Raw genomic sequence first — 16,804 nt, forward strand, 5'->3', positions numbered from 1 at the left:
TCTATTACCTCAGTTTCAGGGTGGCCAGGCCGATCAGCACGAGAATCACGGTGATGATCCAGAAACGCACGATCACCCGCGGCTCGGGCCAGCCCTTGAGTTCGAAGTGGTGGTGAATCGGCGCCATGCGAAACACCCGCTTGCCGGTCAGCTTGAAGGACGCCACCTGGATGATCACCGACAGGGTCTCCATGACGAACACCCCGCCCATGATGAACAGCACCACCTCCTGGCGGACGATCACGGCGATGGTGCCGAGCGCGGCCCCCAGGGCCAGCGCGCCGACGTCGCCCATGAACACCTGGGCCGGGTAGGTGTTGAACCAGAGAAAGCCCAGGCCGGCGCCGACCAGCGCGGCGCAGAACACGATCAGCTCGCCGGCGCCCGGCACGTAGGGGATGAACAGGTACTCGGCGAACTTCACGTTGCCCGACAGGTAGCAGAAGATGCCCAGGGCACCGCCGACCATCACGGTGGGCAGGATCGCCAGGCCGTCCAGGCCGTCGGTGAGGTTGACCGCGTTGCTCGAACCAACGATGACCAGGTAGGTCAGCACCACGAAACCCGCGCCCAGCGGAATGCTGACGTCCTTGAGCAGCGGCAGGATCAGGGTGGTTTCCACCGGGCTCTGCGCGGTCAGATAGAGGAAGACGGCCGCGCCGAGGCCGAACACCGACTGCCAGAAATACTTCCAGCGGCTCGGCAGGCCGCGGGAATTCTTCTCGATCACCTTGCGGTAGTCGTCGACCCAGCCGATGGCACCGAACAGCAGGGTGACGGCCAGCACCACCCACACGTAGCGGTTGGACAGGTCGGCCCACAGCAGGGTGCTGATGGCGATGGCGGAGAGGATCAAGGCACCGCCCATGGTCGGCGTGCCCTTCTTCGACAGGTGCGACTGCGGGCCGTCATGGCGCACCGCCTGGCCGATCTGGCGGATCTGCAGGGTGCGGATCATCCAGGGCCCCAGCCACAGCGCCAGCGCCAGGGCGGTCAAGACGCCGAGGATGCCGCGCAGCGTCAGGTACTGGAACACGGCGAAACCCTTGTGGAACTGTTGCAGGTACTCGGCCAGCAGCAGCAGCATTTAGTGACTCTCCCCCGATGTGCCACAGAGCGCCGCGACGATGTTCTCCATCGCGGCACTGCGTGAACCCTTGATTAGAATGGTGGTATCGCCCTGCTCGGCGCCAAGCGCCTCGATGCCGAGCGCCTCGATCAGGCTGGCTTGATCGGCGAAATGCCGGCCATTTGTTCCGAACTCCTCGACCGCATAGGCCATCAGCGGTCCCACCGCGTAGAGCGCATCCACCTTGCCGGCGGCATAGCGGCCCACCTCGCGATGCCCCTGTTCGGCCCACGCGCCCAATTCCCCGATGTCCCCGAGCACCAGGACGGTGCGCCCGGAGAAGCCGGCGAGTATATCAATGGCGGCACAGATCGAAGCAGGGTTGGCGTTGTAGCTGTCGTCGATCACCCGCATGCCGTTCGTCGCCAGCTGCGCTACCGCGCGGCCCTTGACCGGTTGCAGCTTTTCCAGCCCGGCCTTGATATCGACCAACGGTACGCTCAAGGCATGGGCGGCAGCGGCGGCGGCCAGGGCGTTGGCCACGTTGTGCTCGCCCAGCAGGTTGAGCTGGATACGCGCCTGCCCCGCGGCGCAGCGCAGGGTGAAGGCCGGACAGCCACGGGCGTCGCGGGCCAGGTCGGCCGCGTGATAATCCGCCGCCGGGTTGGTCAGGGCGAAGCTCAGCACCCGACGGCCCTTGGCCCGGCGCTGCCAGATGGCGAAGGCCTTGTCGTCCAGGTTGAGCACGGCGATACCGTCCTCGCCCAGGCCCTCGATGATCTCGCCCTTGGCCTCGACTATCTTCTCCGGTCCGCCGAACTCGCCGACGTGGGCGCTGCCGGCGTTGGTGAGGATGGCAACCCGGGGCCGGGTCAGGCCGACCGTGTAGGCGATCTCGCCGACATGGTTGGCGCCCAGCTCGATCACCGCCCCCCGATGTTCGGGCGCCAACTCCAGCAGGGTCAGGGGCGCGCCGAGGTCGTTGTTGAGGTTGCCGCGGGTGGCCAGCACGGCGCCGCCCAACCCCTCGCGCAGGATGCTGGCGAGCATCTCCTTGACCGTGGTCTTGCCGCTGGAGCCGGTGACCGCCGCCAGCGGGCCGTCGTAGGCCTGGCGGTTCAGGGCGCCGAGGCGCCCCAGGGCCAGGCGGGTGTCGGCCACCAGCAGCTGCGGCAGCGGCGCGTCCGCCACCTCGCGCTGCACCAGCGCCGCCGCGGCGCCCTTGGCGGCCACCTCGGCCAGGTAGTCGTGGCCATCGAAACGCGGCCCGACCAGGGCGACGAACAGCTGTCCCGAACGAATCGCCCGGCTGTCGCTGCCGACCGAGTCGAACGCCACATCCGCGCCGATCAGACGGCCGCCCAGGGCGTCCGCCACTTCACTCAAGCGCAACGCCTTAAGCATGGGCGGCCTCCCAGGCGACCAGGGCCTTGGCCGCCTCGTCCAGATCGGAGAACGGCTGGCGCTCGCCGCTGATCTCCTGATAGTCCTCGTGCCCCTTGCCCGCCAGCACCAGCACGTCGTCCGCGCCGGCCTCGGCGATCAATCGGGCGATGGCCTGGCCACGGCCATGCACGAAGCGCACGCGTGCGGGGTCAACGAAGCCCGCACGAATGTCCGCGAAGATCTGCTCCGGCGCCTCGCTGCGCGGGTTGTCATCGGTGACCAGCACGGCATCGGCCAGACGCTCGGCCGCCGCTGCCATCAGCGGACGCTTGCCGCGGTCGCGATCGCCACCGCAGCCGAACAGGCACAGCAGGCGCCCCTTCACATGGGGACGCAATGCCTCGAGCACCTTCTCCAGGGCATCCGGGGTATGGGCGTAATCGACCACCACCAGCGGCTGCTTCACGCCACCCAGGCGCTGCATGCGCCCGGCCGGCCCCTGCAGGCGCGGCAATACCTTGAGAATCTCGTCCAGTGCATAGTCCATGGCGAGCAGCGCGCCGACCACGGCCAGCAGGTTGCTCAGATTGAAGCGGCCGAGCAGCGTGCTGCGCAGCATGCCCTCGCCACGGGGGGTGACCAGGCGGGCACGCACACCCTGATCATCGAACTGGGCGTCGCGGCAGTACAGGTAGGCGCCGGCATCCTCCAGGCTGTAGCTGATCAGGCGGGACTCGCGCTCATCTAGGGCCAGCTTGCGCCCGGCGGCATCGTCCAGATTGAGCACCCGGCAACGCAGGCCCGGCAGACTGAACAGCATGGCCTTGGCCTCGGCGTAGGCCTCCATGGTGCCGTGGTAATCCAGATGGTCGCGCGACAGGTTGGTGAACACCGCCACGTCGAACGCCAGGGCCGCCACCCGCCCCTGGTGCAGACCGTGGGAGGAGACCTCCATGGCCACCGCACGGGCGCCGGCCTTCTTCAGGTCGGCCAGGGTCGCCTGCACGCCGATCGGGTCGGGCGTGGTGTGACGCCCCTGGGCCAGGGCGCTGTAGAAACCGTTGCCGAGGGTCCCGACTATGCCGCAGGGCTGGCCGAGCAGATCCAGCGCCTGGGCCAGCAGCTGGGTCACGCTGGTCTTGCCATTGGTGCCGGTGACGCCGACCAGGTGCAGGCCACGGCTCGGCTCGCCATAGAAGCGCCCGGCAATCGCCGACAACTGCCCAGCCAGCCCCTTGATCGCCACCAGTTCGGCGGCGCCGGCATCGATGGCCGGCGCCCCCTCGGCCTCGTAGGCCACCGCGGCGGCGCCGCGGGCGATGGCGTCGGCGATATGCAGACGACCATCCTGCTGCCCCCCCGGCACGGCGAGGAACAGGTCCCCCGGACGCACCTTGCGGCTGTCCAGGGTCAGTTCACGGATCAGCAGGCTGCTGCCCGCCTGCGGCAATAGCTGATTAAGAGGCATGGGCATCAGAGGCGCCCTCCTGTGCCGGTGTTCACTGCCAATTCCTGGGATTCGACGGGCGGCAGGTCGTCGGGAACGATGTTCATCAGGCGCAACGCACCGGCCATCACCTTGCCGAACACCGGCGCCGAAACCAGGCCGCCGTAATAGCCGCCCTCGCTCGGCTCATCGATCACCACCGCGACGGCGATGCGCGGATCGCTCATCGGCCCGAAGCCGGCGAACAGCGAGCGGTAGGCATTCTCCGTGTAGCCCTTCGAGCCCACGCTGGCCTTGCGCGCGGTGCCGCTCTTGCCGGCGACGTGATAGCCCGGCACCTTGGCCCGGTGCACGCCGCCCGGGGCCTCGACCACCTGTTGCAGCATGCCCTGCATGATCTTGGCCACGTCCTCCGGAATCACCTGCACGCCGTCGGGGGCGTGGTCGACCCGGGTCAGCGACAGCGGCACATTGCGGCCGTTGTTGGCCAGCGCCGCATAGGCATGCACCAGCTGCACGGCCGTCACCGACAGGCCGTAGCCGTAGGACAGCGTGGCGGTCTCGGCCTTGCGCCAGTTGCGGTGGTTGGGCAGGTTGCCGACCCGCTCGCCGGGGAAGCCCAGGCCGGTGTCCTGGCCCAGGCCGACCTGCTGCATCAGGTTGAAGATGGACTCGCCGCCGATATCGAAGGCGATCTTGCTCATGCCGACGTTGCTCGACTTGATCAGGATGCCGGTGAGGTCCAGCGGCCCCGTGGCACGCGAGACGTCGCGAATGGTGTAGCGGCCGATGCGCAGGGAACCCGGGTAGACATCCACCGTGTCGGTCGGCTTCCAGCGCCCGCTCTCCAGGGCCGCGACCATGGACAGCGGCTTCATGGTCGAACCCGGCTCGAACACGTCGATCATCGCCCGGTTGCGCATGGCCGCCGGCTGCAGGCTGCGGCGGTTGTTCGGGTTGTAGGTCGGCTGATTGACCATGGCCAACACTTCGCCGCTCTTCACGTCGATCATCACCAGGCTGCCGGCCTTGGCGCCGAACTCCACCAGGGCGTTGCGCAGCTCGCGATGGGCCAGGTACTGCAGGCGCAGGTCGATCGACAGCGCCAGGGCCTTGCCGGCCTTGGCGTTCTGCGCGACCTGAACGTCCTTGATCAGCCGGCCGCGGCGATCCTTGAGCACCTGACGCTTGCCCGGCACCCCGGCCAGCCACTCGTCGAACGCCAGCTCCATGCCCTCGCGCCCGCGGTCGTCGACGTCGGTGAAGCCGACCACATGGGCGGTCACCTCGCCGGCCGGGTAGAAGCGACGGAACTCCTCGATGGCGTACACCCCGGGCACCTTGAGGTCGAGCACGCGCTGGCCCTGCTCCGGAGTCAGGCCCCGCACCAGGTACATGAATTCGCGCTCGGCACTGGCCCGCACGCGCGCGGCGAAGGCCTTCGGCTCCTGGCCCAGGGCCGCCGCCAGCGCCGGCCACTGCGCCGCGGCGCCCTGCAACTCCCGGCCGTTGGCCCACAGGGTGGTCACCGGGGTGCTGACCGCCAGCGGCTCGCCGTTGCGGTCGGTCATCAGGCCGCGGTGCGCCGGAATCGGGATATGCCGCACGCTACGCGCGTCCCCGTGGGCCTGAAGGAAGTCGCGGTCGATCAGCTGCAGATCGACGATGCGCCAGACGATGGCACCGACCATCAGCGCCAGGAGCAGCAGCACCAGGCGGAAACGCCAGGGGTAGAGTGCGCCCTCGAGCCGGATCATGGCGACACCAGGCGCACTTCGGCGGCATCGGGAATGCGCATCTTCAGCCGCTCACTGGCCAGGGTCTCGATGCGGTTGTGGGCCGTCCAGGTGCTCTGCTCGAGGATCAGCCGGCCCCATTCGGCCTGTGCCTTGTCGCGCACGCTCAGCTCGGCATACAGGCCGTTGAGCAGCTGACGGTTCCAGTGGGCGCAGAGGGACACCGCCAGCGCCGATCCCAGCACCGCCAGAAACAGCACCAGCAGCAACAGGCTACCGGCCGGCATGGGCTTGGCGAATACGCGACTCATCGCACCTTCTCCGCGATGCGCATCACCGCGCTGCGCGAGCGAGGATTGGCCTTGAGCTCGGCATCCGAGGCGTACTGCGGCTTGCCGATCAGCTTCAGGCGCGGCTCGAAGGCCTTGGGAATGATCGGCAGGTCACGCGGCAGCTTGTCCTGCTCGCCCTTGGCATGGCGGCGCATGAACTGCTTGACGATGCGGTCCTCGAGGGAATGGAAGCTGATCACCACCAGCCGCCCCCCCACCTCGAGGGCCTCCAGGGCCGCATCCAGGCCCTGCTCGAGATCGCCCAGCTCGTTGTTGATATGGATACGCAGCCCCTGGAAGGCCCGAGTCGCCGGGTGCTTGCCCTTCTCCCAGGCCGGATTGGCGTCGGTCAGCACCTGGGCCAGGTCGGCGGTGCGCTCGAAGGGGCGCTCGGCGCGCCGCTGCACCACGGCACGGGCCATGCGCTTGGCGAAACGCTCCTCGCCGTATTCCTTGAACACCCGGGCGATCTCGTCCTCGGCGGCGCTGGCGATCCACTGCGCGGCACTGACACCGCGGGTCGGGTCCATGCGCATGTCCAGCGGGCCGTCGTTGAGGAAGCTGAAACCGCGCGCGGCATCGTCCAGCTGCGGCGAGGAGACCCCCAGGTCCAGCAGGACCCCGGCCACCTTGCCGGCCAGCCCGCGGACAGCAACTTCCTCGCCGAGTTCCGCAAAACTGCGCTGCACAACGACAAAGCGGCCGTCTTCGGCCGCCAGCGCATTCCCCGTCGCGATCGCCAGGGGGTCTTTATCGAACCCCAACAGATGGCCATCCGGGCCGAGCTTCTCGAGAATCAGCCGGCTATGCCCGCCGCGCCCGAAGGTACCATCCAGGTAGCAGCCATCGGCACGCACGGCGAGCCCTGCGACGGCTTCGTCGAGCAGGACGGTGATATGGCGGAGGCTATCGGTCATGGTCACAGGATCAGGTCACGTAGTTCGTCGGACAGGGCGCCGGGTTGCTTGATGGCGGCCAGATCGGCGTCCGCCACGGCATTCCAGGCATCCTCGTCCCACAGTTGAAATTTGTTCAGCTGGCCGACCAGCATCGCGCGCTTGTCCAGCTTGGCGTACTCGCGCAGACGGGGCGGCACCAGGAAACGGCCGCTGGCGTCCAATTCGAGATCGACGGCGTTACCGATCAGCAGGCGCTGCAAGCGGCGGTTTTCCTCGCGAAAGGAAGCCAGCTCGCGCAGCTTGTTCTCGATCAACTCCCATTCCGACAACGGATAGACGCAGAGGCAAGGGTCAATGGCATCGATGGTCACGATGAGCTGGCCGGAGCAGCGCGACACGAGCTCGTCCCGATACCGACTTGGCATCGCGAGTCGCCCTTTGGCGTCGAGACTGATGGCGTTGGCTCCGCGAAACACGGCTGCGCTCCCCCGTAATTAGCTATCCATGCCCAAAAAAACCCACTTCATGCCACTTCTTACCACCTGGGCACACTATAGGAACGCGCCCACCCCACCGTCAAGGCGCGCCAGAGGGGAAAAATCCTTACAGGACGGTAATTTAGCGAATCTAAGGGGAGGCACTCGGAGCTTGGCAGAGAGCCGGCCAGGATAAAAATCAGCCTGAGCAATAGGCTCAATCACAAACTTAAAGTGATTTATGAAGAGTAAGATTTTTTAAGCATGAAAACGCGAGGGAAACAGCAAAGCAGCTAGAAGGAAAAGGTGGAGAGTCGATCTATAAGCCGGGTTCTGTCGAGGACAGTCATTCCTCTACGACGTACATCACTGCACGCCTTTAGCAACCTACCCGGTTCCAGCGCGGGCCACGCCAATGGAACCCTATTTGGTCTTGCTCCGAGTGGGGTTTACCTAGCCACGGACTGTTGCCAGCCGTGCGGTGCGCTCTTACCGCACCTTTTCACCCTTACCGGCGCCGAAACGCTTAGGCGGTTATTTTCTGTGGCACTTTCCGTAGGCTCACGCCCCCCAGGCATTACCTGGCACTCCGCCCTATGGAGCCCGGACTTTCCTCCCCCGCATCTCGCAGAACGAAACACGGCAGCGACTGTCCGATCGACTCTCCGCTGCCAAGGGTAACGGCGTGCCCGCCATAGAACAAGGATTAGTCGCGCGACTGGCGCTCCAGCGCGGCCTGATAGAGCAAATTCTTGCGCACCCCGGTGATTTCCGCCGCCAACGCCGCCGCACGCTTGAGCGGCATCTCCCCGAGCAGCAGGTCGAGCACCCGCAACGCCTCGGCGCTGATCGCCTCTTCGCCTTCCGGCGCCTGCCAGCCTGCCACCAGCACCACGCATTCGCCGCGCTGCTGATTGCTGTCGGCCGCCACCCAGGCGCACAGCTCGCCCAGCGGCAGCCCCTTGAGAGTCTCGAAGGTCTTGGTCAGCTCCCGGGCCAGCAGCGCCGGGCGCTCATCGCCGAACACCGCCCGCATGTCTTGCAGGCACTCGAGGATGCGATGGGGCGCCTCGTAGAAGATCAGGGTGCGCGACTCCTCCCGCACCTGCTCAAGACGCGCGCGACGCCCCCCCGCCTTGGCCGGCAGAAACCCTTCGAAGATGAAGCGATCGGAGGGCAGCCCGGCCGCCGACAGCGCCGCGATCAGGGCACAGGCGCCCGGTACCGGCACCACCGGCACTCCCACCGCCCGCGCCTGGCGCACCAGGTGGTAGCCCGGGTCGGAGATCAGCGGCGTGCCGGCGTCGGAAATCAGCGCCACGTCCTCACCCGCCTGCAAGCGGGCGAGGAAGCGCCCGCCCTGGTCGCGCTCGTTGTGCTCATGACAGGCCGCCAAGGGGGTCGCGATGCCGAAGTGCTGCAGCAGCCGCGCCGAGTGCCGGGTATCCTCCGCTGCAATCAGGGCCACCTCGCCGAGCACCCTGAGCGCCCGCGCGCCGATGTCGTCCAGATTGCCAATGGGCGTGGCCACCACATAAAGGGTGCCAGGGGCGGGGGTCGTACCACCGGGTGCAGTCACAGCACGTGCCTCTTCATATCGCGAAAGCGCGCATTGTAGCCCGTTTCACGGCATCGACATCGCACCGCCGCCGGGGCTTGGGTACAATTCGCCGCTCATTTGCTCAAGTATCGGGAAGGCCTACATGATCGCTTGCCTGCGTCCGCTCTACGCCCTCAGCCTCGCCGGCCTGCTGGTCGCCTGCGCCAGCTCGCCCACCTCCAACCTTGGCGAGTTGCCGCGCACCCCTCAAGCCAGCATCGAGCAGCTGCTGCAGCAGGCCGGCGACAGCCAGTCCGAACAGGCCAACCTGCTGCGCCTGTCGGCCGCCGACCTGGCCTACCAGCAGAAGAAGTTCGCCCGCGCCGCCGCCATTCTCGAGCAGGTGAGCCTTGCCGACCTCAAGCCGGCCCAGCAGGTCTACGCCAGCACCCTGAATGCCGAGTTGGCCCTGAGCCGCGACAACCCCAAGGCCGCCCTCAAGGCGCTTGGTCACCCCAGCCTCGCCCGCCTGGGCGAATTGCCGGTCGAGCAACAGGTGCGCACCCAGCTGGCCCGCGCCAAGGCCTTACAGGCGAACGGCCAGATCCTCGCCGCCACCCGCGAACGCATCTTTATCGCCCCCCTGCTCGACGCCGAGGCGGCCGAGCGCAACCATGAGTCCATCTGGGAGCTGGTCGCCAGCCTGCCCGTCGAGCAGCTCACGGCCAACGGCGACGCCGATCTTAGCGGCTGGCTGAGCCTGGCCCAGGCGGCCAAGGCCCTAGGCCCCCTGCAAGCCCAACAAGCGGCCATCGACGACTGGCGCGCACAACACCCCCAGCACCCCGCCGCCCTGCGCCTGCCCGCACCTTTGCGCGAACTGCAGGAACTGTCCAGCCAGCCACTCAGCGAAATCGCCCTGCTGCTGCCGCAGGACGGCCAGCTGGCCTCGGTCGCCCGCGCCCTGCGCGATGGCTTCCTCGCCGCCCACTACCAGGCTCAGCAGAGCGGACAGAACCCGCCCAACATACGCTTCTACGACAGCGCCCAACTGCGCTCCATGGACGACTTCTACCGGCAGGCCCAGGCCGCCGGCGTGCAGCTGGTCGTCGGTCCCCTGGAAAAGCACCTGGTGACTCAGCTCAGCAGCCAGGAGCAGCTGCCGATCACCACCCTGGCACTGAACTACAGCGAATCCGCCCAGGAAGGCCCGGCCCAGCTGTTCCAGTTCGGCCTGGCCGCCGAGGACGAGGCCCGCGAGGTCGCCCGCCGCGCCTGGGCCGACGGCATGCGCCGGGCCGTCGCCCTGGTGCCGCGCGGAGACTGGGGTGACCGGGTTCTGGCCGCCTTCCGCGACAGCTGGCAAGCCGCCGGCGGCACCCTGATCGCCGCCGAACACGTCGACCAGCCGGTGAAGCTGGCGCAACAGATCGCCGACCTGTTCCAGTTGCGCCAGAGCGAAGCGCGCGCTCGGCGCCTGCGCAACACCCTGGGCGCGGCCATCGCCGCACAGCCCTCGCGGCGCCAGGATGTCGACTTCATCTTCCTCGCCGCCACCCCGCAGCAGGCCCAACAGATCAAGCCGACCCTGGCCTTCCAGTACGCCGGCGACGTTCCGGTCTACGCCACCTCCCACCTGTATACCGGCAACCACAGCCAGGCCCAGTACCTGGACCTGAATGGCATCCGCTTCTGCGAAACGCCCTGGCTGCTGAACGCCGACGCGCCCCTGCGCCAGCAGGTCAGCAGCCAATGGCCCCAGGCCGGCGGCAGCCTCGGCCGCCTCTATGCCATGGGTATCGACGCCTACCGCCTGACGCCGCGTCTGAACCAGCTCAAGGCCCTGCCTGACAGCCGGCTCGACGGCCTGTCCGGCAGCCTCAGCCTGAACCCGGCACAGCGCATCGAGCGCCAGCTGCCCTGGGCCGAGTTCCGCGACGGCCAGATCCAAACACTGCCCGACAGCCTCAATTGAGCGAGCCAGAGCACAACAGCGGCCAGATCGCCGAACACCTGGCCCGCCAACACCTCGAACGCCACGGCCTGCAGCTGCTGGCGCAGAACTGGCGCTGCCGCCGCGGCGAGCTCGATCTGGTCATGCTCGACGCCGATACAGTAGTATTCGTCGAGGTCCGCTACCGGCGGCACGCCGCCTGGGGCGGCGCCGCGGCCAGTGTCGATGCACGCAAGCGCGACAAGCTGGCCACTGCCGCCCTGCACTTTCTCCAGCGGGAGACCCGCTGGGCGAAACACCCTTGCCGCTTCGACGTGGTCGCCATCGACGCCCACGGCAGTGCAGCCCCGCGACTGGACTGGATTCGAAACGCCTTTGATACCTGAGCAGACACCCCACTGAAGGTTATATCTCCGATGGACATGCAAGCCCGTATTCGCCAGCTGTTCCAAGCCAGCATCGAAACCAAGCAACAGGCCATGGAAGTCCTCGCACCCTTTATCGAGCAGGGCAGCCAGGTCATGGTTCAGGCACTGCTCAGCGAGGGCAAGATCCTCACCTGCGGCAACGGCGGCTCGGCCGGCGATGCCCAGCACTTTTCCTCCGAGCTGCTCAACCGCTTCGAGCGCGAGCGCCCCAGCCTGCCGGCGATCGCCCTGACCACCGACAGCTCGACCATCACCTCGATCGCCAACGACTACAGCTACAACGAGGTGTTTTCCAAGCAAATCCGCGCACTCGGCCAACCGGGCGACGTGCTCCTGGCCATCTCCACCAGCGGCAACTCGGCCAACGTGATCCAGGCCATCCAGGCCGCCCACGACCGCGAGATGACAGTAGTCGCCCTGACCGGCCGTGACGGCGGCGGCATGGCCTCGCTGCTGCTGCCGGAGGATGTGGAGATCCGCGTGCCTTCGCGCATCACCGCACGCATTCAGGAAGTACACCTGCTGACCATCCACTGCCTGTGCGACCTGATCGACAGCCAACTGTTCGGGAGTGAAGAATGACCCGCAACCCACTGCTCCTCGCCGCCCTGGCCCTCACCCTTGCTCTGGCGGGCTGCGGCAGCCGCAGCATCGGCAACAAGATCGATGACCAGTTCATCGCCCCCGCAGTCGAGAACAACATCGCCCGCGCCCATGTCGACCTGACCAGCCCCACCTCGCACATAGTGGTCACCAGCTACAACGGCGTGGTCCTGCTCGCCGGCCAGACCCCGCGCAGCGACCTCAAGGGCATGGCCGAACAGGCCGCGCGCCGGGTCCAGGGCGTGAGCAAGGTGCATAACGAACTGCAGGTGCTGCAGCCAACCTCGTTGCTGGCACGCAGTAACGACACCCTGCTGACCAGCAAGATCAAGACCCAGATGCTCGCGGACGCCAGCGTTCCCGGCTCGCGCATCAAGGTGATCACCGAGAACGGCATCGTCTATCTGCTGGGCCTGGTCTCGCGCCAGGAGGCCAATCAGGCCACCGCCCTGGTACAGGGCGTGTCCGGGGTGCAGAAGATCGTCAAGCTGTTCCAGTACACCAACTGACCGCCATCTGCCCCACGAAAAAGGCGATCCTCGGATCGCCTTTTTCGTTTACTTGACCACCTTCAGGCTGGGCCGCCCGCTCGGCCGCGGCGGCTCGCCATCCGGCGGGCCCTGATCGTCGGGCCCGTCACCGTCCTCGTCATCCGGCACCGGCGGCTCCAGATCGAAGACCATGCCCTGGCCGTTTTCCCGGGCATAGATCGCCATAACGGCCGCGGAGGGGATGTACAGGCTGTGCGCCACCCCACCGAAACGCCCCTCGAAGCTCACCGCCTCGTTGTCCATATGCAGATGGCGCACCGCCCCGGGGGACACGTTCAGCACGATCTGGCCGTCACTGGCGAAACCCGGCGGCACTTGTACGCCGGCGAAATCGGCATCGACCAGCAGATGGGGGGTGCAGTCGTTGTCGACGATCCACTCGTAGAGGGCACGAACCAAATAGGGACGACTGGAGTTCATCGGAACCTCCTCAGGTATTAACGCATCTCGCGCTCGGCAGCGGACAGACTGGCCCGAAAGCCCTCCCGGGCGAACTGACGCTCCATATAATCGAGCAACGGCTTGGCCGGCTTCGGCAACTCGATGCCCAGCAACGGCAGGCGCCAGAGAATCGGCAGCAGGCAGCAGTCCACCAGACTCAACTCCTCGCTGAGGAAGTACGGCTTGTCGGCGAACAGCGGCGAGACGCCCGTCAGGCTCTCGCGCAGCTCCTTGCGCGCCTGAACCCGAGCCGTCTCCTTGCTGCGCGGATCGAGAATCAGATCCACCAGGGCGCACCAGTCGCGCTGGATGCGGTGGATCAGCAGGCGGCTGTTGGCCCTAGCCACCGGATACACCGGCAGTAGCGGCGGATGGGGGTAGCGCTCATCCAGATACTCCATCACCACCGTCGACTCGTACAACGCCAGATCGCGATCGACCAGGGTCGGCAGGCTGGCATAGGGGTTGACCTCGAGCAGTTGAGGCGGGCAGCGGCCCGGCTCGACACTGATGATCTCGGCGCCGACACCCTTCTCGGCGAGCACGATACGCACACGGTGGGAGTAGTGGTCGGCGGGGTCGGAATAACAGGCCAACCTATTGGTCACGCCCATGGCGATCCTCCTCGCTTATAAGGTTATCTGAAGCAGAAAGACCTGCGCGCCCAAGGGGGCGCGCAGGTCTGGGACGGAACGGCGACGATTTTAATGCACGTCCTTCCAGTATTCACGCTTGAGCAAATAGGCGAATACGAAGAAGAACGCCAGGTACAGCAGCACGTAGGTGCCGATACGCTGACTTTCCAGCTTCACCGGGTTGGCCGAATAGGCCAGGAAGGTCACCAGATTCTTGACCTTCTCGTCGAACTGCTCCTCGGTCAACTCACCGGTCTTCGGCTCGATGGTGAGTTGATCGCAGGCCTCGTGCGTGATGGGCGTGCCGGTCAGCGGATCGAACTGCTTCTTGCCGTCCTCGACCACCTGCACCTGCTTGCAACCGATGTACTGGCGCCCCTGCAGCTCAGCCAGCACGTTCGGCATGCCGACGTTCGGGAAGACCTTGTTATTCGCCCCCAGCGGACGGCTCGGATCTTCGTAGAAGGTGCGCAGGTAGGTATACAGCCAGTCGGTGCCACGCACGCGAGCGACCAGGGTCAGATCCGGCGGCGCCGCGCCGAACCAGGCCTTGGCGTCCTCGGGCTTCATGCCGATCTTCATGTGGTCGCCGATCTTGGCGTCGTTGAACACCAGATTGTCCAGCATCAGCTCATGGGGAATGCCGAGGTCATCGGCAACCCGCTCGTAGCGCTGGAACTTGGCCGCATGGCAGCCCATGCAGTAGTTGGCGAAGGTACGCAGACCGTCCTGCATGGCCGCCTTGTCGGTCAGATCGATATCGACCTTGTCCAGCGGATAGTTGCCACCCGCCCCCAGAGCCAGGGCAGGCATTGCAGCGAAAATCAGTGCAGCGAATAGCTTCTTCATCAGCCCGTCACCCTTTCCGGAACCGGTTTGGTTTTTTCCATCCTGGTGTAGAACGGCATCAGGATGAAGTACGCGAAGTACAGGAAGGTACATACCTGCGACAGCAGGGTGCGGCCCGGAGTCGGCGCCAGCACACCCAGCACACCCAGGATGACGAAGGACACGCAGAACACCAGCAACCAGATCTTGCTCAACCAGCCCTTGTAGCGCATCGACTTGACCGGACTACGGTCCAGCCAGGGCAGCACGAACAGCACGGCGATGGCCGCACCCATGGCGATGACGCCCAGCAGCTTGTCCGGCACGGCACGCAGGATCGCGTAGAACGGGGTGAAGTACCACACCGGCGCGATGTGCTCGGGAGTCTTGAACGGGTTGGCCTGCTCGAAGTTCGGCTTCTCCAGGAAGTAACCGCCCATTTCCGGGAAGAAGAACACCACGAAGCAGAAGATGAACAGGAACACCACCACACCGACGATGTCCTTCACGGTGTAATAAGGGTGGAAGGCAATACCATCGAGCGGAACGCCGTTCGCATCCTTCTTCTTCTTGATGTCGACGCCGTCCGGGTTGTTCGAACCCACCTCATGCAGCGCCAGGATGTGCAGCACCACCAGGCCGAGGATCACGATCGGCAGGGCCACCACATGCAGGGCGAAGAAGCGGTTCAGGGTGATGCCGGAAATCAGGTAGTCACCGCGAATCCACTGGGTCAGGTCGTCGCCGATCACCGGAATGGCACCGAACAGCGAGATGATCACCTGGGCGCCCCAGTAGGACATCTGGCCCCAGGGCAGCAGGTAGCCCATGAAGGCTTCCGCCATCAGCAGCAGGTAGATCAGCATGCCGAAGATCCACACCAGCTCGCGCGGCTTCTGGTAGGAGCCGTAGAGCAGGCCGCGGAACATGTGCAGGTAGACCACGACGAAGAACGCCGAGGCGCCGGTCGAGTGCAGGTAACGCAGGATCCAGCCGTACTCCACATCGCGCATGATGTACTCGACCGAGGCGAACGCCTCCTCGGCCGACGGGGTGAAGCTCATGGTCAGCCAGATACCGGTGACGATCTGGTTGACCAGCACCAGCAGGGCCAGCGAGCCGAAGAAGTAGAAGAAGTTGAAGTTCTTCGGCGCGTAATACTTGCTCAGATGGTCTTCCCACATCTTGGTCGCGGGGAAGCGCGCATCCATCCACTCCATGAATTTGCTCATCATGCTTGCTCCTGATCCACACCGATGACGATCACATCATCCGACTCGTACATGTGCGGTGGCACCGGCAGGTTCAAGGGGGCTGGCTGGGCCTTGTAGACACGGCCGGCGAGGTCGTAGCGCGAGCCGTGGCACGGGCAGAAGTAGCCCCCCACCCACTCGGCACCGAGGTCCGCCGGCGCCACTTCCGGGCGGAAGGACGGCGAGCAGCCCAGGTGGGTGCACAGCCCGACTAGCAGCAGCACTTCCGGCTTGATCGAGCGGGTCTTCGGGTCGACATAGGTCGGCTGCACCGAGGCCTGGGACTCGACGTCGGCCAACTGCCCCTCGAGCTTGCCCAGGTTGCTCAAGATCTCCTCGGTACGGCGCACGATGAACACCGGCTGCCCCCGCCACTCGGCAACCATCTGCTGGCCCGGCTCGATCTTGCTGACGTTCACCTTCACAGGTGCACCGGCAGCTTTAGCCTTGGCGCTCGGGAACCATGACCCCACGAACGGGACCGCGGCACCCACCGCTCCAGCAGCACCCACCACGGAGGTGGCCGCCACCAAGAAGCGACGCCGGCCTGCATTCACGCCGTCATTGCTCATTCAGTCGTCTCCCATCAGCTTTGTGGCCTGTTGTTCAGGCCTCTACTAGGTAAAAATCGGGTAGCGCAAAAAATTCGCCAAATGGTAAAGAAAAGCCCCTTTTCTGACAAGGTAATTACCCCGCCGGAAGCCTCTCAACACCTTGCAGGACGCGGCCTCCAGGACTGCGGCATGATGTCGCACAGCAGCCGGACGCCCATAAAAAACGCCCAGCTCCGAAAGGAAACTGGGCGCTTTTGAAGGCAGATAGCGAATTAACGCTTGGAGTACTGCGGACGCTTACGCGCCTTGCGCAGACCGACCTTCTTACGCTCGACTTCACGCGCGTCGCGAGTCACGAAACCGGCCTTGCGCAGCGAGCTACGCAGGGTTTCGTCGTACTCGATCAGGGCACGGGTGATGCCGTGACGGATCGCACCGGCCTGACCACTCACACCACCACCGATCACGGTAACGAACACATCGAACTTCTCGGTGGTTTCGGTCAGCTCCAGCGGCTGGCGAACGACCATGCGCGCGGTTTCGCGGCCGAAGAAGGTGTCCAGGGTGCGATTGTTGATGGAGATGCTGCCAGTGCCCGGACGCAGGAATACGCGAGCGGTTGCAGTCTTGCGACGGCCAGTGCCGTAGTTTTGAGTCGCCGACATAATGAAC

Annotated in this window: 18 protein-coding genes and 1 other RNA gene; 4 read left to right on the forward strand and 15 right to left on the reverse strand. The window is 65.8% G+C overall.

The annotated features are described in order from the left end of the window. Positions 1-4: 4 nt before the first annotated feature. The 9 genes from mraY to rsmI all read right to left on the reverse strand — a co-directional run bounded on the left by mraY (position 5) and on the right by rsmI (position 8,924). On the reverse strand, positions 5-1,087 hold the full coding sequence (mraY, locus tag SBP02_RS16130) for a phospho-N-acetylmuramoyl-pentapeptide-transferase (protein ID WP_213641176.1): 1,083 nt from the start codon (positions 1,085-1,087) through the stop codon (positions 5-7). Further along, positions 1,088-2,473: a UDP-N-acetylmuramoyl-tripeptide--D-alanyl-D-alanine ligase gene (locus SBP02_RS16135; protein WP_318643248.1), complete on the reverse strand. Its 1,386-nt coding sequence runs from the start codon at positions 2,471-2,473 to the stop codon at positions 1,088-1,090. Then, on the reverse strand, positions 2,466-3,929 hold the full coding sequence (locus SBP02_RS16140; protein WP_318643250.1) for a UDP-N-acetylmuramoyl-L-alanyl-D-glutamate--2,6-diaminopimelate ligase: 1,464 nt from the start codon (positions 3,927-3,929) through the stop codon (positions 2,466-2,468). The genes SBP02_RS16135 and SBP02_RS16140 overlap by 8 nt, the downstream gene beginning before the upstream one ends. Then, positions 3,929-5,659 (reverse strand): peptidoglycan D,D-transpeptidase FtsI family protein, encoded by a 1,731-nt coding sequence (locus tag SBP02_RS16145; RefSeq protein WP_318643252.1) that lies wholly within the window; start codon positions 5,657-5,659, stop codon positions 3,929-3,931. Before SBP02_RS16145 ends, SBP02_RS16140 begins: the two co-directional genes overlap by 1 nt. Further along, positions 5,656-5,949: a cell division protein FtsL gene (gene ftsL, locus SBP02_RS16150; protein WP_318643254.1), complete on the reverse strand. Its 294-nt coding sequence runs from the start codon at positions 5,947-5,949 to the stop codon at positions 5,656-5,658. The genes SBP02_RS16145 and ftsL overlap by 4 nt, the downstream gene beginning before the upstream one ends. Continuing rightward, the gene (gene rsmH, locus SBP02_RS16155; RefSeq protein WP_318643256.1) at positions 5,946-6,887 is read right to left on the reverse strand and encodes a 16S rRNA (cytosine(1402)-N(4))-methyltransferase RsmH; all 942 of its coding nucleotides are present in this window, start codon (positions 6,885-6,887) and stop codon (positions 5,946-5,948) included. The genes ftsL and rsmH overlap by 4 nt, the downstream gene beginning before the upstream one ends. 2 nt (positions 6,888-6,889) lie before the next feature. After that, positions 6,890-7,345, reverse strand: coding sequence for a division/cell wall cluster transcriptional repressor MraZ (gene mraZ, locus SBP02_RS16160; RefSeq protein WP_318643258.1), 456 nt, complete (start codon positions 7,343-7,345; stop codon positions 6,890-6,892). Between the two features lie 306 nt (positions 7,346-7,651). Further along, positions 7,652-8,010: RNase P RNA component class A (gene rnpB, locus SBP02_RS16165), an RNA gene on the reverse strand. 41 nt (positions 8,011-8,051) lie between these two features. Beyond that, positions 8,052-8,924: a 16S rRNA (cytidine(1402)-2'-O)-methyltransferase gene (rsmI, locus tag SBP02_RS16170; RefSeq protein WP_318643260.1), complete on the reverse strand. Its 873-nt coding sequence runs from the start codon at positions 8,922-8,924 to the stop codon at positions 8,052-8,054. 124 nt (positions 8,925-9,048) lie between these two features. On the opposite strand from rsmI, the gene SBP02_RS16175 reads away from it, so the two are divergent. Genes SBP02_RS16175 through SBP02_RS16190 form a run of 4 tightly spaced genes read left to right on the forward strand, consistent with a single transcriptional unit; the run spans position 9,049 to position 12,379 of the window. Beyond that, the gene (locus SBP02_RS16175) at positions 9,049-10,860 is read left to right on the forward strand and encodes a penicillin-binding protein activator (protein ID WP_318643261.1); all 1,812 of its coding nucleotides are present in this window, start codon (positions 9,049-9,051) and stop codon (positions 10,858-10,860) included. Then, positions 10,857-11,225, forward strand: a complete 369-nt coding sequence (locus SBP02_RS16180) for a YraN family protein (RefSeq protein ID WP_318643263.1) — start codon at positions 10,857-10,859, stop codon at positions 11,223-11,225. Before SBP02_RS16175 ends, SBP02_RS16180 begins: the two co-directional genes overlap by 4 nt. 30 nt (positions 11,226-11,255) lie before the next feature. Next, positions 11,256-11,849, forward strand: coding sequence for a phosphoheptose isomerase (locus SBP02_RS16185; protein ID WP_318643265.1), 594 nt, complete (start codon positions 11,256-11,258; stop codon positions 11,847-11,849). Continuing rightward, entirely contained in the window at positions 11,846-12,379 is a 534-nt protein-coding gene (locus SBP02_RS16190; RefSeq protein WP_318643268.1) for a BON domain-containing protein, read from the forward strand. Before SBP02_RS16185 ends, SBP02_RS16190 begins: the two co-directional genes overlap by 4 nt. Before the next feature lie 48 nt (positions 12,380-12,427). On the opposite strand, the gene SBP02_RS16195 is transcribed toward SBP02_RS16190, so the two are convergent. The 6 genes from SBP02_RS16195 to rpsI form a co-directional block, all read right to left on the reverse strand. After that, positions 12,428-12,841 carry a ClpXP protease specificity-enhancing factor gene (locus tag SBP02_RS16195; protein WP_318643270.1) on the reverse strand — a complete coding sequence of 138 codons (414 nt, stop codon included), beginning with the start codon at positions 12,839-12,841 and terminating at the stop codon, positions 12,428-12,430. Positions 12,842-12,858: 17 nt separating this feature from the next. After that, positions 12,859-13,476: a glutathione S-transferase N-terminal domain-containing protein gene (locus tag SBP02_RS16200; protein ID WP_318643272.1), complete on the reverse strand. Its 618-nt coding sequence runs from the start codon at positions 13,474-13,476 to the stop codon at positions 12,859-12,861. Between the two features lie 90 nt (positions 13,477-13,566). Next, entirely contained in the window at positions 13,567-14,346 is a 780-nt protein-coding gene (locus SBP02_RS16205) for a cytochrome c1 (protein ID WP_318643274.1), read from the reverse strand. Continuing rightward, positions 14,346-15,557, reverse strand: a complete 1,212-nt coding sequence (locus SBP02_RS16210) for a cytochrome b (protein ID WP_318646360.1) — start codon at positions 15,555-15,557, stop codon at positions 14,346-14,348. Before SBP02_RS16210 ends, SBP02_RS16205 begins: the two co-directional genes overlap by 1 nt. Continuing rightward, complete coding sequence (gene petA / locus SBP02_RS16215) at positions 15,557-16,150, reverse strand: ubiquinol-cytochrome c reductase iron-sulfur subunit (protein WP_318643276.1); 594 nt, start codon at positions 16,148-16,150, stop codon at positions 15,557-15,559. The genes SBP02_RS16210 and petA overlap by 1 nt, the downstream gene beginning before the upstream one ends. A gap of 254 nt (positions 16,151-16,404) precedes the next feature. Beyond that, positions 16,405-16,797 carry a 30S ribosomal protein S9 gene (gene rpsI, locus SBP02_RS16220; protein ID WP_318643278.1) on the reverse strand — a complete coding sequence of 131 codons (393 nt, stop codon included), beginning with the start codon at positions 16,795-16,797 and terminating at the stop codon, positions 16,405-16,407. Between the last annotated feature and the right edge of the window lie 7 nt (positions 16,798-16,804).

Origin of the sequence: Pseudomonas benzenivorans (genome assembly GCF_033547155.1) — a bacterium.
In the GTDB taxonomy this organism is placed as follows: Bacteria; Pseudomonadota; Gammaproteobacteria; order Pseudomonadales; family Pseudomonadaceae; genus Aquipseudomonas; species Aquipseudomonas benzenivorans_B.

Bases quoted from the DNA above. Each gene is read 5' to 3' on its own strand.
- mraY (WP_213641176.1), bottom strand. From the start codon at position 1,087: ATGCTGCTGCTGCTGGCCGAGTACCTGCAACAGTTCCACAAGGGTTTC.
- SBP02_RS16135 (WP_318643248.1), bottom strand. From the start codon at position 2,473: ATGCTTAAGGCGTTGCGCTTGAGTGAAGTGGCGGACGCCCTGGGCGGC.
- SBP02_RS16140 (WP_318643250.1), bottom strand. From the start codon at position 3,929: ATGCCCATGCCTCTTAATCAGCTATTGCCGCAGGCGGGCAGCAGCCTG.
- SBP02_RS16145 (WP_318643252.1), bottom strand. From the start codon at position 5,659: ATGATCCGGCTCGAGGGCGCACTCTACCCCTGGCGTTTCCGCCTGGTG.
- ftsL (WP_318643254.1), bottom strand. From the start codon at position 5,949: ATGAGTCGCGTATTCGCCAAGCCCATGCCGGCCGGTAGCCTGTTGCTG.
- rsmH (WP_318643256.1), bottom strand. From the start codon at position 6,887: ATGACCGATAGCCTCCGCCATATCACCGTCCTGCTCGACGAAGCCGTC.
- SBP02_RS16175 (WP_318643261.1), top strand. From the start codon at position 9,049: ATGATCGCTTGCCTGCGTCCGCTCTACGCCCTCAGCCTCGCCGGCCTG.
- SBP02_RS16185 (WP_318643265.1), top strand. From the start codon at position 11,256: ATGGACATGCAAGCCCGTATTCGCCAGCTGTTCCAAGCCAGCATCGAA.
- SBP02_RS16190 (WP_318643268.1), top strand. From the start codon at position 11,846: ATGACCCGCAACCCACTGCTCCTCGCCGCCCTGGCCCTCACCCTTGCT.
- SBP02_RS16195 (WP_318643270.1), bottom strand. From the start codon at position 12,841: ATGAACTCCAGTCGTCCCTATTTGGTTCGTGCCCTCTACGAGTGGATC.
- SBP02_RS16200 (WP_318643272.1), bottom strand. From the start codon at position 13,476: ATGGGCGTGACCAATAGGTTGGCCTGTTATTCCGACCCCGCCGACCAC.
- SBP02_RS16205 (WP_318643274.1), bottom strand. From the start codon at position 14,346: ATGAAGAAGCTATTCGCTGCACTGATTTTCGCTGCAATGCCTGCCCTG.
- SBP02_RS16210 (WP_318646360.1), bottom strand. From the start codon at position 15,557: ATGAGCAAATTCATGGAGTGGATGGATGCGCGCTTCCCCGCGACCAAG.
- petA (WP_318643276.1), bottom strand. From the start codon at position 16,150: ATGAGCAATGACGGCGTGAATGCAGGCCGGCGTCGCTTCTTGGTGGCG.
- rpsI (WP_318643278.1), bottom strand. From the start codon at position 16,797: ATGTCGGCGACTCAAAACTACGGCACTGGCCGTCGCAAGACTGCAACC.